Below are 14,698 nucleotides of genomic sequence, written 5' to 3'. Positions count from 1 at the left end.
CCGGCTGCCGGGCCCTGGCCGAGGGCGGCCGTACCGCCCTGGCGGCCGGGCGGCACCTGGCGCTGCTGGCGCGGGGTCGGGGCGACCCCGCGCTGCTGCTTGGGGGCCTGGCCGGAACCAGCCCGGCCGGCGCCGCGGTGGTCACCCGAATTGGTGACGTCCACCGGGAGCATGACCAGCGCGGTGGTGCCGCCGGAGTCGCTGGGACGCAGCTGGATGCGGATGCCGTGTCGCAGGGACAGGCGGCCGACCACGAAGAGGCCCATGCGGCGGGAGACGGAGACGTCCACCGTCGGCGGGTTGGCGAGGCGCTCGTTGATCTCGGCGAGGTCGTCGGGGCTCAGGCCGATGCCGGTGTCGTGGATCTCGACCAGCACGCGGCCGTCCGGCAGCGCGTGGCCGGTGACCCGGACGCGGGTCTGCGGGCTGGAGAACGAGGTGGCGTTCTCCAGCAGCTCGGCGAGCAGGTGGACGAGGTCGTTGACGACGCGGCCGGCGACCTCGGCCGACGGCACGGCGGCGAGCTCGATGCGCTCGTACTGCTCCACCTCGGAGGCGGCGGCGCGGAGCACGTCGACCAGCGGGACGGGACGGGTCCAGCGGCGGCCCGGGTCCTCGCCGGCGAGGACGAGGAGGTTTTCGCCGTTGCGGCGCATGCGGGTCGCGAGGTGGTCCAGCTTGAAGAGGTTGGCCAGCTGGTCCGGGTCCGCCTCGCGGCTCTCCAGCTCGGAGATGAGCGACAGCTGGCGCTGGATGAGGCCCTGGCTGCGGCGCGAGAGGTTGGTGAACATCGCGTTGATGTTGCCGCGCAGGAGGGCCTGCTCGGCGGCGAGGCGGACGGCCTCGCTGTGCACCATGTCGAACGCGTGGGCCACGTGGCCGATCTCGTCGGTGGAGTCGACGGCGACCGGCTCGACCGTGGTGTCGACGTCGTGCGGGTCGGCCTCGGAGAGGGTCTTGACCAGCTCGGGCAGGCGGCGCTCGGCGACGTCCTCGGCCGCGGCCTGGAGGCGGGTCAGCGAGCGCACCATCGAGCGGGCGATCAGACCGGCGCCACCGAGGGCGACGAGCAGCACCAGGGCGACCGCGACACCGATGATCAGGGCGTCGGCGTCGGCCTGGGACTGGAGGTCCTGGGCCTTGCCGTCCAGGTTCTCGATGAGCTTGGACTCGATCCGGCGCTCGGCGCTGATCTTGGCGCTGGCCTTCTCGTACCAGTCCTTGTAGGTGACCGCCTCGGTCTGGCGGATGCCGCTCTGGGTGAGGACCGTGGAGGCGTAGCGGTCGGCGTCGGAGACCACCGAGTTGTAGCTCAGCTGGCTGCGCAGGTTGTCCAGGTCGTGCGCGGTGTAGATGTTGTTGAAGCTCGCGATCGCGTTGTCGTACGAGCTGCGCAGACGGATACCGAAGGACTCGTCGCTGGGGCTGAGGTCGGGGCTCTTCGGGTTGGCGAGCGCGGCGCTGATCAGGGCCCGCTGCTGCGAGGTCGCGTCCTTCGCCAGCGAGAACTGCTGGAGCGCGCCGGTGGCGATGACCAGGTCCTTGCTGTTCGACGCGAGCGCGATGTCCTGGGTGATGGACAGCAGGTCGCGGATGATCACGTCGTAGGCGGTGATCGTCGACTGGATGTTCTGGTTGTTCTGGTACGGCAGGCTGCGGGTGTCCGCGATCGAGTTCAGGTCCTTGCGGATCTGGAGCAACAGCGCCTTTCCACCGGACAGTTGGAGATCCTCGAACTTGTCCGAGGACGCGGTGAAGGTGCGGCTCAGGTCGTCGGTGGACTTGCGGGCCGCGACGATGTCGTCGTCCAGCGGGGCGGTCGGGTCGTGGGTGATCGGGCCGGCGCTGATGTCGCGCTCGGTCTGGAGCGCGTCCGCGAGGTTGGTCGCCTTCTTGGCCAGGTCGGAGAGGTTGGCCATCTGGGCGAGTTGCTGCGAGTTCTCCATCGAGCTCTGGATGCGCAGGCCACCGAGGACCAGCGAGACCAGCACGGGGAGGGCGAGCAGCGCGATCAGACGGGTGCGGATGCGCCAGTTGCGCATCGCGAGCCGGCTCAGACCGGTGGCGCGGCGCCGGGTCAGGGAGGTGCGGAGTTTGTCCCGGGCGGACTTCCGCTCCTGGCCGTCCTCCTCCGGGCGGCCGGGGGCCTCGGGTGTCACCGGCTCGGCCGGGCCGCCGGGGGCCTCCGCCTGTTGAGGGGCTGCCACAGGCTCACGCGACTCCGGGTTACCCGCGGCGCCGCTACCCCTTTTGAAACGTCCCTGCACTGGCGTCGCAACCTCTGGACCGGGCGTCCCGCCGCGTCGCCACGGCCTGGACGGTGTCGAGTTTCCATCCGCACCCCGGCCGGTCCGGGAGAGCGGGCACCGGGGTGGACCACTCCCTACCCACGGTCCGTCGCATTCCAGCACAGCCGGGGAATCCCAACAAGGGCCGCACGAACCAGGCGCCCGGCGCTACCGACCGCTTGCGTCATCTCACGGACTGTGCGGTAACAGGACCGGAATACCGCCTTTTTCGGACACTCGCCGGATACATGCCAAGCGACCCCGGGGTCGGGAAGAGTCACAGACCTTCCGGAATGCCCCTTATCGGCGGAATGTCGGAAAATCCCGGTGCGGCGATATGTCGGATATCTGCACTTTGCTCGGCAATTTGTGAGCAAAATCACAGTCTAATGTGTAGCTTTGGTCACGGTCTCTGTGGAATGAGATCTCGTAACCTGGCTGTCTCCGGAGCACGGCCCCGATCAGCCTGCCCAGAACCCCTCCGAATCAATCGGAATCCATCAGGTCGGTGCCGATCCGCCGCGATCAGCCCGGCCATGACCACGAGGTGCTCTCGATGTCCCAGGCGAAGAACGCCACCAAGTCCACGCTGTCCTGCCGCCCCACGGCGAACCCGCGCCGGACGACGCTGGCCTCGGTCGAGGACTTCAGCAAGATCCCGGGCGCCCGCAAGCCCGAGGACGTCGTGACCTACGGCACCGAGCTGCCGGCCGCCACCGCCAACCCGCGGCGCACCCAGCTGATGGTCGCCCCGGTCGTCGTCGTGCGGGACTGACCGCCGCCGCGTTCCGCCGAGGGCGCCCTCGTCATCCGTGACGAGGGCGCCCTCGGCGTTTCCGCCCCCAACCGCCCCCAACCCGGGCAAAGCGGTCGGCCGGGGCCCCACGCGATAGCCTGGAGGCCGATTGACGGGGCCGCGCCCACTGTGGGCGGGGCGCCAACCAGCGCCCGGGCGCGCCCCGGGCGGCCGACGAAGCGAGGGGTAGCCCAGCCGTGCGCATTGCCAGGTTTTCCGTCCGGGAAGGGAGCCCTGCCGCCGGCAGCGTCTCCTTCGGCGTGGTGGAGGGCGACCCTTCCCAGCCCGACTCGCTGGTCGTCCACGCGTTGGCCGGCCACCCGTTCGGCCAGCCCCAGCCCACCGGCGAGAGCTACCGCTTCCAGGACGTCCGGCTGCTCAGCCCGATGCTCCCGAACAAGATCGTGGCGGTCGGCCGCAACTACGCGGCGCACGCGGCGGAGCTGGGCAACGACGTCCCGGACGTCCCGCTCACCTTCTTCAAGCCGTCCACCTCGGTGATCGGCCCGACCGAGAGCATCGCCTACCCGCCGTTCTCCTCGGACGTCCACCACGAGGCCGAACTCGCCGTGGTGATCGGCCGGATGTGCCGTGAGGTGCCGTTGGACCGGGTGCCCGAGGTGATCCTCGGCTACACCTGCGCCAACGACGTCACCGCCCGGGACGTCCAGCAGCGCGAGGGCCAGTGGGCCCGGGCCAAGGGCTTCGACACGGCCTGCCCGCTGGGCCCGTGGATCGAGACCGACCTCGACCCGAGCGACCTCGCGATCACATGCACCGTCAACGGCGAACTCCGCCAGACCGGTCGCACCTCCCTGATGGTCCGCTCGGTCGCCGAGCTGATCGTCCACATCTCCGAGGCCATGACGCTGCTGCCCGGCGACGTCATCCTCACCGGCACGCCCGCAGGGGTGGGCCCCCTCAACGTCGGCGACGAGGTCGCCGTCTCCATCGAAGGCATCGGCACTCTCACCAACAAGGTGATCAAGCGTGGCTAACACTGACCCGGCCGTCCGGGTTCGCTTCTGTCCCTCCCCGACCGGCAACCCCCACGTGGGGATGGTCCGCACGGCCCTCTTCAACTGGGCCTACGCCCGCCACAACGGCGGCAAGCTGGTCTTCCGGATCGAGGACACCGACTCCGCCCGCGACTCCGAGGAGTCGTACAACCAGCTGCTCGACGCCATGCGCTGGCTCGGCCTCGACTGGGACGAGGGCCCGGAGACCGGCGGCCCGGACGCGCCGTACCGCCAGTCGCAGCGGATGGACATCTACGCCGATGTCGCCCGCCGCCTGCACGAGGCCGGCCACGCCTACTACTGCTACTGCTCCACCGAGGAGCTGGACGCCCGCCGCGAGGCCGCCCGCGCGGCCGGCAAGCCCTCCGGCTACGACGGCCACTGCCGCGACCTGACGGACGAGCAGGTGGCGGTCTACAAGCTGGAGAAGCGCGAGCCGATCCTGCGCTTCCGGATGCCCGACAAGACCATCGCCTTCGACGACCTGGTCCGCGGCACCCTCACCTTCGAGCCCGAGAACGTGCCGGACTACGGCATCGTCCGGGCCAACGGCGCCCCGCTCTACACCCTGGTCAACCCGGTGGACGACGCCCTGATGGGCATCACCCACGTGCTGCGCGGCGAGGACCTGCTGTCCTCCACCCCGCGGCAGGTCGCGCTGTACGCGGCGCTCGCCGAGATCGGCGTCGGCAACGGCACCACCCCGCGCTTCGGCCACCTGCCGTACGTGATGGGCGAGGGCAACAAGAAGCTCTCCAAGCGCGACCCGCAGTCCTCGCTCAACATGTACCGCGAGCGCGGCTTCATCCGCGAGGGCCTGCTCAACTACCTGTCCCTGCTGGGCTGGTCGCTGGCCGAGGACCGCGACCTGTTCGACATGGACGAGATGGTCGCCGCCTTCGACGTCACCAAGGTGAACGCCAACCCGGCCCGCTTCGACCTGAAGAAGTGCGAGGCGATCAACGCCGAGCACGTCCGCCGGCTGGCCCCGGAGGACTTCGTCAGCCGCCTGGTGCCCTTCCTCCAGGGCGCCGAGCTGCTGCCGGCCGAGCCCACCGCCGAGCAGCTGGACCTGCTCGCCAAGGTGGCGCCGCTCACCCAGGAGCGGATGGTCGTGCTGAGCGAGATCGTGAACATGGCCGGCTTCCTGTTCGTGGCGCCGGAGAAGTTCGCCCTCGACCCGGACGACGCCGCCAAGGTGCTCACCGCGGACGCCCGCCCGGTGCTGGAGGCCAGCGTCAAGGCGCTGGAGGAGCTCGCGGACTTCACCCCGGAGCCGATCCAGGCCGCGCTGCGCGAGGCGCTGGTGGACGGGCTGGGCATCAAGCCCAAGTTCGCCTTCACGCCGCTGCGGGTGGCCGTCACGGGCCGCCGGGTCTCCCCGCCGCTGTTCGAGTCCATGGAGCTGCTGGGACGCCCGGAGACGCTGCGTCGGCTGCGGGCCGCCCTGGACGCCCTGCCGGCCGCCTGAGCGGGTCGCCGAGCAGGCCGCGGGCCCGGCTTCGTGCCGGGCCCGCGGCGTACCCGGAGGTCATCCGCAGGCCGCCCGTCCGCTGCCTGCGGTTATCGATTTTGGCCCCAGGGCCGACGTCGGGTAATGTTCTTTCTGCGCCGCCCGGGAGGGAACGGACGAGGGAACGAAAGCCCCTCGGAAGGGACCGACCGAGAGGCGCAACGCCTGAGAAGGGCCCGCGAGGGTTCAACTCTGGTGGGGTATGGTGTAATTGGCAGCACGAGTGATTCTGGTTCATTTAGTCTAGGTTCGAGTCCTGGTACCCCAGCGCAGTACGCAAGTACGGCACAAAAGAAGATCAAGCCCCCGTTGTGTAGCGGCCTAGCACGCTGCCCTCTCACGGCAGTAGCGCCGGTTCGAATCCGGTCGGGGGTACTGATCCCGCAAGGGATCACCTGGAAAGCCCCCGTTGTGTAGCGGCCTAGCACGCTGCCCTCTCACGGCAGTAGCGCCGGTTCGAATCCGGTCGGGGGTACTGATCCCGCAAGGGATCGCCAGGAAGCCCCCGTTGTGTAGCGGCCTAGCACGCTGCCCTCTCACGGCAGTAGCGCCGGTTCGAATCCGGTCGGGGGTACTTCAGAGCAGGAAGCCGGTGGGCTCGCCCATCGGCCCTTGCTTTGTGTTGGGGTATGGTGTAATTGGCAGCACGAGTGATTCTGGTTCATTTAGTCTAGGTTCGAGTCCTGGTACCCCAGCCAGAAATTGGAAAGACCCCGGTTACCCGGGGTCTTTTTGCTTTCCCCGGAAATGCCCCGAAGGGCCCCGCTCCGTCGCGAGCGGGGCCCTTCCGCGTTCCACGGGGTCCTGCGGGGCGTCGTCCACGAGCCGTCCGCGAGTCGCCCGCGAGCCGTCCGTGAACCGCCCGCGCACCGTCCGGGCGCTGTCCGGGTGCTGTCCATGCGCTAAGACCGCGGTCTCATTCCGTGAGACACCAGTTCAATCTCCGGCGAAAAGCGCCACCCTGGACGGGAGCGGCCCGGGAGTCTCAGGGCGGCGCACACGCTTTGACCTCGACGACACGAGAAGGCCGGCAACGCGGCCGGCTGGAGGGAATCCGATGGGACGGACACTCGCAGAGAAGGTCTGGGACGACCACGTCGTGCGGCGCGCGGAGGGCGAACCCGACCTCCTCTTCATCGACCTGCACCTGCTCCACGAGGTCACCAGCCCGCAGGCCTTCGACGGGCTGCGACTGGCCGGCCGCCCGGTCCGCCGTACCGACCTGACGATCGCCACCGAGGACCACAACACCCCCACCCTGGACATCGACAAGCCGATCGCCGACCCGGTCTCCAAGGTGCAGCTGGAGACCCTGCGCCGCAACGCCGCCGAGTTCGGCGTCCGGATCCACTCGCTCGGCGACGTCGAGCAGGGCGTCGTGCACGTCGTCGGCCCGCAGCTCGGCCTGACCCAGCCCGGCATGACCGTGGTCTGCGGCGACTCCCACACCTCGACCCACGGCGCGTTCGGCGCCCTGGCGTTCGGCATCGGCACCAGCCAGGTCGAGCACGTGCTGGCCACCCAGACCCTGCCGCTGGCGCCGTTCCGGACGATGGCGGTCACCGTCGAGGGCGAACTGCCCGAGGGCGTCACCGCCAAGGACCTGATCCTGGCCGTCATCGCGAAGATCGGCACCGGCGGCGGCCAGGGCTACGTCCTGGAGTACCGCGGTTCGGCGATCCGGAGCCTGTCCATGGAAGCCCGGATGACCGTCTGCAACATGTCGATCGAGGCCGGTGCCCGGGCGGGCATGATCGCCCCGGACGAGACCACCTTCGCGTACCTGCAGGGTCGCCCGCACGCCCCGCAGGGCGAGGACTGGGACGCCGCGGTCGCGTACTGGAGGACCCTGGGCACCGACGAGGACGCGGTCTTCGACCACGAGATCTTCATCGACGCGAGCGAGCTGACCCCGTTCGTCACCTGGGGCACCAACCCGGGCCAGGGCGCCCCGCTGGGCTCCGACGTGCCGGACCCGGCCTCCTTCGCCGACCCGCAGGAGCGCCTGGCGGCCGAGAACGCCCTGACGTACATGGGCCTGGAGGCCGGCACCCCGCTGCGCGAGGTGAAGGTCGACGCCGTCTTCGTCGGCTCCTGCACCAACGGCCGGATCGAGGACCTGCGGGCCGCCGCGGCCGTCGTGGAAGGCCGCCGGATCGCCGACGGCGTCCGGATGCTGGTGGTCCCCGGGTCCGTCCGGGTCGCCCTCCAGGCCGTCGAGGAGGGTCTGGACAAGGTGTTCACCGCGGCCGGTGCCGAGTGGCGCCACGCGGGCTGCTCGATGTGCCTGGGCATGAACCCCGACCAGCTCGCCCCGGGGGAGCGCTGCGCCTCCACCTCGAACCGCAACTTCGAGGGCCGGCAGGGCAAGGGCGGCCGCACCCACCTGGTCTCCCCGCAGGTCGCCGCCGCAACCGCCGTCCTGGGCCGCCTCGCCGCCCCCTCCGACCTGTCCGCCGACGTCGCTGCCGTGGAGGCCTGAGCCATGGAGAAGTTCACCACCCACACCGGCCGGGCCGTCCCGCTGCGCCGCAGCAACGTGGACACCGACCAGATCATCCCGGCCCACTGGCTCAAGAAGGTCACCCGATCCGGCTTCGAGGGCGGCCTGTTCGAAGCCTGGCGCAAGGACGAGTCGTTCGTCCTCAACCGGCCCGAGCGGCAGGGCGCCACGGTCCTGGTGGCCGGCCCCGAGTTCGGCACCGGCTCCTCCCGGGAGCACGCCGTCTGGGCGCTGCAGAACTACGGCTTCCACGCGGTCATCTCGTCGCGCTTCGCCGACATCTTCCGGGGCAACTCCCTGAAGAACGGCCTGCTGACGGTCGTCCTGCCGCAGGAGACCGTGGAACGGCTCTGGGTGCTCACGGAGAGTGACCCTTCGGCCGAGATCACCGTCGACCTGGAGGCGCGCGAAGTGCGTGCCGAGGGCGTCACCGCGGCCTTCGAACTGGACGACAACGTCCGGTGGCGGCTGCTCAACGGCCTGGACGACATCAGCATCACGCTGCGGAACGAGGCCGACATCGCGGCCTTCGAAGCGACCCGTCCGAGCTTCAAGCCCCGTACTCTGCCGGTCGCCTGAGTTCCCCTCAGAACAAGCATTCTGACGATCCACCGGATGGCCCGCGCTCCCCTCGGGGGGGCCGGGCCATCCGTCGTTCCGGAGCACGAGTTAGCGCCGGGGCCCGCCCCGGATTGCCCATTTGGCTTTGCGGAAGAGGGCCCCGCGCAAGTACAACTGCGGGTAGATGGCACAATCAGTACATGCACCGGCACCATGAACCTCCGTACGCGGGCGGCGAACCCGCGGCTGAGGACTCCATGGGCCGGCCATCCGAACGCCGAATTGACGATCGGCCGGACGTCACCTCCGCACCAGCTGAGGGGCCGGACGACCAGGAAGTCGCAGCGCTCTACGCGCTCGTGGCCGAGCGGTTGAAGCAAGCTCACGCCCGCGTGCATGCGCTGAACGTGTCTGCCGATGCAAAGACCGCTCTCACCCGTCAACTCCTCATCGTCACCGAGACCGCCAAGCGCGATCTTCCGGAGGCGGCAAGGCGGTTGAGTCGCTTTGTCCATGACCTCGACGAGGGGCCCCCGCCGCTCGACTGAGGTCGCCGACGCGCAAATCCATTGCGACACTAGGGTGATTCGCGCGTTTGGTAATTGAAAGTCCGCAGATACATACCTAACGTGCGAAAAGAACGGATGGAATCATCCGGCGCCCGTTTCCGAAGGGGAAGACGTGAACAAGGCTCAGCTTGTCGAAGCGGTGGCCGAGCAGCTGGGCGGTCGCAAGGCTGCCGCAGAGGCCGTCGACGCAGTGCTCGACACCATGGTCCGTGCCGTTGTGGCCGGTGACCGGGTCTCGGTCACCGGGTTCGGCACCTTCGAGAAGGTGGAGCGCTCCGCGCGCTTCGCCCGCAACCCGCAGACCGGCGAGCGGGTCAAGGTCAAGAAGACCTCCGTCCCGCGCTTCCGCCCGGGTCAGGGCTTCAAGGACCTGGTCAGCGGCAGCAAGAAGCTGCCGAAGGAAGGCCCCTCGGTGAAGAAGGCCCCCAAGGGCTCCCTCACCCCGGGCAAGAGCGGTGTGGCCGCCACCCCGGCCGCCAAGCGTGCCGCCACCAAGCGCGCCGCCGCCGCTGCCGCCGCCGCCCCGGCCACCAAGAAGGCCGCCGCCAAGAAGACGGTGACCACGGCCGCCGCCAAGAAGGCGACCACCACGGCTGCCGCCAAGAAGACCACGGCGACCGCCAAGAAGACCGCCGCGAAGACCACGGCCGCCAAGACCACGGCCGCGAAGACCACGGCCGCGAAGACCACCGCCGCCAAGAAGACCACGGCGACCGCGACCAAGGCCGCCGCGACCAAGAAGACGGCCGCGGCGAAGAAGGCGACCACCACGGCCGCCGCCAAGAAGACCACGGCGACCGCCAAGAAGGCGACCGCCACGGCCAAGAAGACGGCCCCGGCGAAGAAGACCGCCACCCGCAAGACCACCGCGCGCAAGACCTCTGCCAAGTAAGTCCCGCGCGACCGTCTCCGGACGGCCTTCGGCCCAGAGCCGCGGCACCCCTTCCGTGAATTCACGGAGACCGGTCGCCGCGGCTCTTTCGATTTCCGGGCGCTTAGTCAGGAATCGACGGCGTGCGGGTGCCCGGGTTGCCCGGGGGCGTTCCGGGGGCCTTCCGGGGGCGTGACGTCGCCCGACCGGGCCGGGTGGGGCCGTCAGCCCTCGGCGGGGTCGGGGAAGGTCTGGAGCGTCACGAAGACCACCCGGCGGGCCTCCCCGGTGCCCTCGGTGCGGATCCGCACCCGCTGGCCGGGGCGCAGCAGCCGCAGGCCGCCGGCGTCGAAGGCGGCCGCGTCGAACGGCACCGGGGTCCCGTCGTCGAGCAGCACGGAGCCGGCCCGGGTGGCGGGGTCGAAGGTGAACGCGGTGGCCTGCATGCGAGCAGCATAGCGAGGGGGCCGGCCGGGGCCCGGGAACAGGTCGGCGCCGGGCCGGGAAGGCGTCCGGGGCGGGCCCGGACCGTGTCGAACGGCGTCCGGGGCCGTCCGGGAGGGCTCAGGAAAGGCTCAGACGGGCGAACAGCGCGCTGGTGTGCGGGCCGAGGCCGAGTGCCGCGGCCTGGCCGAGGTCCGTCCCGGTGTCCACGTCCCGGCGTACCGACTCCACGTCCGCGAGGCGCAGTTCGATCGCCCCGCCGGCCGCGTGCCGGGCCCGTGAGCCGTCCCCGAAGGCGGGGGAGAGCGGACGGCCGGGGGCACAGGCGAGGAGCGTGGTGCCGAGGCCGGGGGAGTCCGGCAGGAAGGCCCGGCCGTCCGACGGCACCGCCCCCAGCACCCGGGCCAGTTCGGCCGGGCGCAGCGCCGGGAGGTCCGCCGAGAGCGCCGCCAGCGGGGCCCGCGGAGCCAGGGACAGGGCGCTCGCGGCGCCGTGCGCCAGCGCCCGGTTGAGTCCGCCGTCGGGCTCGTCGGCGACCACCAGGGCGCCCAGGGCGGTCAGTCGGGCACCGGCCTCGGCGTCGCGGGTGACCACCAGGACGCGGCTGACGCCCGGGGTGGCCAGGGCCGCGGTGACGGTGTCCAGCGCGAAGGACAGGGCCAGGTCGGCCCGGTGCGGTCCGGCGTACGGGGCCAGTCTGCTCTTCGCCAGGGTGAGCGGCTTGAGCGGGAGCACCAGCGACCAGTCGGCGGCGGGTGCGGGGGGCGCGACGGGCCCGCTGGGGCGTACGGTGTCCTGGGTCATCGGCGTCATTGTGTCGCCGGTCCCGGAGCCCTCGCCAGGCCGTCCGAGCTGTGCGGACGTGCGTTTGATCACGCCCGCCGGGCGGGTTGGCGCGGTTGCTCGACAGCCGGTGATCGGGCGGGCGACACTGTTCCGCGCCCGTGGCCCGGGCACCGGTGGGATCGGTGCGCGGCGCCGGGACGCCATGACCGCGGTAATCCGTGCCGCATCGGATGAGAAGGAGCTGGGGTGGCCCGCCGCTCGTACGCCAAGTTCGGCAACGCCGACTACGGCATCTGGTACCGCTTCGCGGCCGTGCTGGTGAAGCCGGTGACGACCGCCCTGGTGAAGCCCGACTGGCGGGGCTGGGAGCACATTCCGAAGAACGGCGGCTTCATCGCCGCGGTGAACCACAATTCGATCATCGATCCGGTGGTCTACGCGCACTGGCAGTACAACAGCGGTCGTCCGCCGCGCATTCTCGGCAAGTCCTCGCTGTTCTCGATCCCCTTCATCGGATTCATGCTGCGCAAGACCGGCCAGATTCCGGTGTTCCGCGAGTCCACCGACGCCGCGCAGGCGTTCCGGGCCGCGATCGACGCGGTCGACAGCGGCCAGTGCGTGCAGTTCTATCCGGAGGGCACGCTGACCCGCGACCCCGACCTGTGGCCGATGACCGGAAAGAGCGGCGTCGCCCGGGTCGCGCTGATGACCGGGGCGCCGGTCATCCCGGTCGCGCACTGGGGCGCCCACGAGATCATCCCGCCGTACGGCCGTCCCGGCTACGGGAAGGGCAAGTTCAACCTGTTCCCGCGACACCGGGTCACCGTCGCGGCCGGGCCGCCGGTGGACCTGAGCAAGTACCAGGGCCAGGAGCTCACCGCCCAGGTGCTCGCCGACGCGACCGAGGACATCATGACGGCGATCACCGCCGTGCTGGCCGAAGTCCGGGGCGAGGAGCCGCCGGCCGAGCGCTACGACATGCGCAGGGCCGCCCGGGAGCGCGCCGCGGCGGCGCTGGCCGAGCGCCGGCGCGCCAAGGGCGAGCGGGGCAAGGGCACCGAGGAGGCCGGCAAGTGACCCGTTGCGCCGTGATGGGGACCGGCTCCTGGGGCACCGCGTTCGCGCTGGTGCTGGCCGACGCGGGCTGCGAGGTCGTGCTGTGGGCCCGCCGCCAGGAGCTGGTGGACGCCGTCAACTCCACCCACGAGAACCCGGACTACCTGCCGGGCGTCCGGCTGCCCGACACCGTGCGGGCGACCACCGACGCCGCCGAGGCGCTGGCCGGCGCCGACTTCGCGGTGCTCGTGGTGCCCTCGCAGACGCTGCGCGACAACCTGGCCGCCTGGACGCCGCTGATCGAGCCGCAGACCGTGCTGGTGAGCCTGATGAAGGGCATCGAACTCGGCACCGCCAAGCGGATGAGCGAGGTGATCGACGAGGTCACCGGGGTCGGCCCGGAGCGCGTCGCGGTGGTCAGCGGGCCCAACCTGGCCAAGGAGATCGCCAACCGGCAGCCCGCGGCCAGCGTGGTCGCCTGCTCCGACGAGTCGGTCGCCAAGCGACTCCAGGCGGCCTGCCACACGCCGTACTTCCGGCCCTACACCAACACCGACGTGGTGGGCTGCGAACTCGGCGGCGCGGTCAAGAACGTGATCGGCCTGGCGGTCGGCATGGCGGCCGGCATGGGGCTCGGGGACAACACCAAGGCGACCCTGATCACCCGCGGGCTGGCCGAGACCACCCGGCTCGGCGAGGTGCTGGGCGCGGACCCGCACACCTTCGCCGGACTCGCCGGGATGGGCGACCTGGTGGCCACCTGCTCCTCGCCGCTGTCGCGCAACAACACCTTCGGCATGAACCTGGGCCGGGGCATGTCGCTCGAGGAGACCATCGCGGCCACCCGGCAGACGGCCGAGGGCGTCAAGTCCTGCGAGTCGGTACTGGACCTCGCCCGGCGCAACGGGGTCGACATGCCCATCGTCGAGGCCGTGGTGGACGTGGTGCACAACGGGCGGCCGACCCAGGAGGCGCTGCAGAACCTGATGTCGCGCTCGGCGAAGGCGGAGCGGCGCTGAGTCCGGGGACCGCGGCCCGGGAGGGCGGCGCCCGCCCGGGTCCCGCCGGTTCCCCCGGGACCTCCGGCTCCCCGGCGCCGCCTGCCTTCCGGCCGGGCCTCGCACGGTAGTCTCAAACCCGATATGAGCATCGAACAGTCCTCCCCGAACCGGCCCGACCGGAAGCCGCGCGTCGCGCTGGTCTTCGGCGGGCGCAGCTCCGAGCACGCGATCTCCGTCTCCACCGCGGGCAGTGTGCTCAGGGCGATCGACCGCGACAAGTACGACGTGCTGCCGATCGGCATCACGCACGAGGGCCGCTGGGCGCTGACCAGCGACGAGCCGGCCCGGATGGCCATCACCGACGGGCGGCTGCCGGACGTGGCGCACGTCGCCGAGGGCGTCGACGGCCAGGTCGCGCTGCCGGTCGCCCCGGGCAACCGCGAGGTGGTCCTGACCGAGCCGGGCAGCGCCCCGAAGGCCCTCGGCGAGGTCGACGTCGTGTTCCCGCTGCTGCACGGCCCGTGGGGCGAGGACGGCACGCTCCAGGGCCTGCTGGAGCTCTCCGGCGTCCCGTACGTCGGCAACGGCGTGCTGGCGAGCGCGGCCGGCATGGACAAGGAGTTCGCCAAGCGGATCCTGGCCTCGCACGGTCTGAACGTCGGCCGCTACACCATCGTGCGGCCGCGCGACTGGGAGTCCGAGGCGGGCCGCACGGCGGTGCGCGAGCGGGCCGCCGAGCTGGGTCTGCCGCTGTTCGTGAAGCCCTGCCGGGCCGGCTCCAGCATCGGCATCACCAAGGTGAAGGACCTGGCCGACCTCGACGCCGCGATCGAGGAGGCCCGCCGGCACGACCCCAAGCTCATCATCGAGGCGGGCGTGACCGGCCGCGAGATCGAGTGCGGCGTGCTGGAGTTCGAGGACGGCCCGCGGGCCAGCGTGGCCGGCGAGATCCTGGTCGGCGAGGGCTTCGACTTCTACGACTTCGAGGCCAAGTACATCGACTCCTCGGACGTGAAGATCCCGGCGGACCTGACCGCCGGCGAACTCGCCGAGATCCAGCGCCAGGCGGTCGAGGCCTTCGAGGCGCTCGGCTGCGAGGGCCTGGCCCGGGTGGACTTCTTCCTGCTGGAGGACGGCACCTGGATGATCAACGAGATCAACACCATGCCCGGCTTCACCCCGATCTCGGCCTACCCGAAGATGTGGGAGGCCAGCGGGGTCTCGTACCCGGAGCTGATCGACCGGCTGCTCGGCACGGCGCTGCGGCGTTCGACCGGGCTGCGCTAGCGGG

At 71.0% G+C, this 14,698-nt stretch carries 13 protein-coding genes and 5 tRNA genes; 15 read left to right on the top strand and 3 right to left on the bottom strand.

Annotated features, from left to right (window positions below; translation table 11 throughout):
* The coding region (locus ABZ449_RS23440) for a nitrate- and nitrite sensing domain-containing protein (RefSeq protein ID WP_360349043.1) at positions 1–2,207 on the bottom strand (2,207 nt) is incomplete at its 3' end.
* Positions 2,208–2,844: 637 nt separating this feature from the next.
* On the opposite strand from ABZ449_RS23440, the gene ABZ449_RS23435 reads away from it, so the two are divergent.
* The 12 genes from ABZ449_RS23435 to ABZ449_RS23380 all read left to right on the top strand — a co-directional run bounded on the left by ABZ449_RS23435 (position 2,845) and on the right by ABZ449_RS23380 (position 10,141).
* On the top strand, positions 2,845–3,063 hold the full coding sequence (locus ABZ449_RS23435) for a hypothetical protein (RefSeq protein WP_360349040.1): 219 nt from the start codon (positions 2,845–2,847) through the stop codon (positions 3,061–3,063).
* Positions 3,064–3,281: 218 nt separating this feature from the next.
* On the top strand, positions 3,282–4,082 hold the full coding sequence (locus ABZ449_RS23430) for a fumarylacetoacetate hydrolase family protein (RefSeq protein ID WP_360349037.1): 801 nt from the start codon (positions 3,282–3,284) through the stop codon (positions 4,080–4,082).
* Positions 4,075–5,574 (top strand): glutamate--tRNA ligase, encoded by a 1,500-nt coding sequence (gene gltX / locus ABZ449_RS23425; protein ID WP_360349035.1) that lies wholly within the window; start codon positions 4,075–4,077, stop codon positions 5,572–5,574. Before ABZ449_RS23430 ends, gltX begins: the two co-directional genes overlap by 8 nt.
* A gap of 238 nt (positions 5,575–5,812) precedes the next feature.
* Positions 5,813–5,884 (top strand) — tRNA-Gln (locus tag ABZ449_RS23420).
* 34 nt (positions 5,885–5,918) lie between these two features.
* Positions 5,919–5,991, top strand: a tRNA-Glu gene (locus ABZ449_RS23415).
* Between the two features lie 27 nt (positions 5,992–6,018).
* Positions 6,019–6,091: transfer RNA gene (locus ABZ449_RS23410), tRNA-Glu, on the top strand.
* Between the two features lie 26 nt (positions 6,092–6,117).
* A tRNA-Glu gene (locus tag ABZ449_RS23405) sits at positions 6,118–6,190 on the top strand.
* Between the two features lie 49 nt (positions 6,191–6,239).
* Positions 6,240–6,314: transfer RNA gene (locus ABZ449_RS23400), tRNA-Gln, on the top strand.
* A gap of 359 nt (positions 6,315–6,673) precedes the next feature.
* A complete protein-coding gene (gene leuC / locus ABZ449_RS23395; protein WP_360349032.1) occupies positions 6,674–8,098 on the top strand; it encodes a 3-isopropylmalate dehydratase large subunit in 1,425 nt (474 codons plus the stop codon).
* A gap of 3 nt (positions 8,099–8,101) precedes the next feature.
* A complete protein-coding gene (gene leuD, locus ABZ449_RS23390) occupies positions 8,102–8,698 on the top strand; it encodes a 3-isopropylmalate dehydratase small subunit (protein ID WP_360349029.1) in 597 nt (198 codons plus the stop codon).
* Between the two features lie 341 nt (positions 8,699–9,039).
* The gene (locus ABZ449_RS23385; RefSeq protein WP_224284476.1) at positions 9,040–9,228 is read left to right on the top strand and encodes a hypothetical protein; all 189 of its coding nucleotides are present in this window, start codon (positions 9,040–9,042) and stop codon (positions 9,226–9,228) included.
* A 133-nt stretch (positions 9,229–9,361) separates the two neighbouring features.
* Positions 9,362–10,141, top strand: a complete 780-nt coding sequence (locus tag ABZ449_RS23380) for an HU family DNA-binding protein (protein ID WP_360349026.1) — start codon at positions 9,362–9,364, stop codon at positions 10,139–10,141.
* Positions 10,142–10,344: 203 nt separating this feature from the next.
* Here the strand turns inward: ABZ449_RS23380 and ABZ449_RS23375 are convergent, their stop codons facing one another.
* On the bottom strand, positions 10,345–10,566 hold the full coding sequence (locus ABZ449_RS23375) for a hypothetical protein (protein ID WP_030257846.1): 222 nt from the start codon (positions 10,564–10,566) through the stop codon (positions 10,345–10,347).
* A gap of 118 nt (positions 10,567–10,684) precedes the next feature.
* A complete protein-coding gene (cofC, locus tag ABZ449_RS23370; protein WP_360349022.1) occupies positions 10,685–11,368 on the bottom strand; it encodes a 2-phospho-L-lactate guanylyltransferase in 684 nt (227 codons plus the stop codon).
* 228 nt (positions 11,369–11,596) lie between these two features.
* On the opposite strand from cofC, the gene ABZ449_RS23365 reads away from it, so the two are divergent.
* The 3 genes from ABZ449_RS23365 (at position 11,597) to ABZ449_RS23355 (ending at position 14,694) form a co-directional block, all read left to right on the top strand.
* On the top strand, positions 11,597–12,427 hold the full coding sequence (locus tag ABZ449_RS23365) for a lysophospholipid acyltransferase family protein (RefSeq protein WP_360349019.1): 831 nt from the start codon (positions 11,597–11,599) through the stop codon (positions 12,425–12,427).
* The gene (locus tag ABZ449_RS23360; RefSeq protein ID WP_360349016.1) at positions 12,424–13,425 is read left to right on the top strand and encodes an NAD(P)H-dependent glycerol-3-phosphate dehydrogenase; all 1,002 of its coding nucleotides are present in this window, start codon (positions 12,424–12,426) and stop codon (positions 13,423–13,425) included. The genes ABZ449_RS23365 and ABZ449_RS23360 overlap by 4 nt, the downstream gene beginning before the upstream one ends.
* 123 nt (positions 13,426–13,548) lie before the next feature.
* The gene (locus tag ABZ449_RS23355; RefSeq protein WP_360349013.1) at positions 13,549–14,694 is read left to right on the top strand and encodes a D-alanine--D-alanine ligase family protein; all 1,146 of its coding nucleotides are present in this window, start codon (positions 13,549–13,551) and stop codon (positions 14,692–14,694) included.
* Positions 14,695–14,698: the final 4 nt, after the last annotated feature.

This window comes from Kitasatospora sp. NPDC005856 (assembly GCF_040629945.1).
GTDB lineage: Bacteria > Actinomycetota > Actinomycetes > Streptomycetales > Streptomycetaceae > Kitasatospora.
This window is presented reverse-complemented; position numbering and strand designations above follow the sequence as displayed.

Bases quoted from the DNA above. Each gene is read 5' to 3' on its own strand.
- cofC (WP_360349022.1), bottom strand. From the start codon at position 11,368: ATGACCCAGGACACCGTACGCCCCAGCGGGCCCGTCGCGCCCCCCGCA.
- ABZ449_RS23375 (WP_030257846.1), bottom strand. From the start codon at position 10,566: ATGCAGGCCACCGCGTTCACCTTCGACCCCGCCACCCGGGCCGGCTCC.
- ABZ449_RS23435 (WP_360349040.1), top strand. From the start codon at position 2,845: ATGTCCCAGGCGAAGAACGCCACCAAGTCCACGCTGTCCTGCCGCCCC.
- ABZ449_RS23355 (WP_360349013.1), top strand. From the start codon at position 13,549: ATGAGCATCGAACAGTCCTCCCCGAACCGGCCCGACCGGAAGCCGCGC.
- leuC (WP_360349032.1), top strand. From the start codon at position 6,674: ATGGGACGGACACTCGCAGAGAAGGTCTGGGACGACCACGTCGTGCGG.
- leuD (WP_360349029.1), top strand. From the start codon at position 8,102: ATGGAGAAGTTCACCACCCACACCGGCCGGGCCGTCCCGCTGCGCCGC.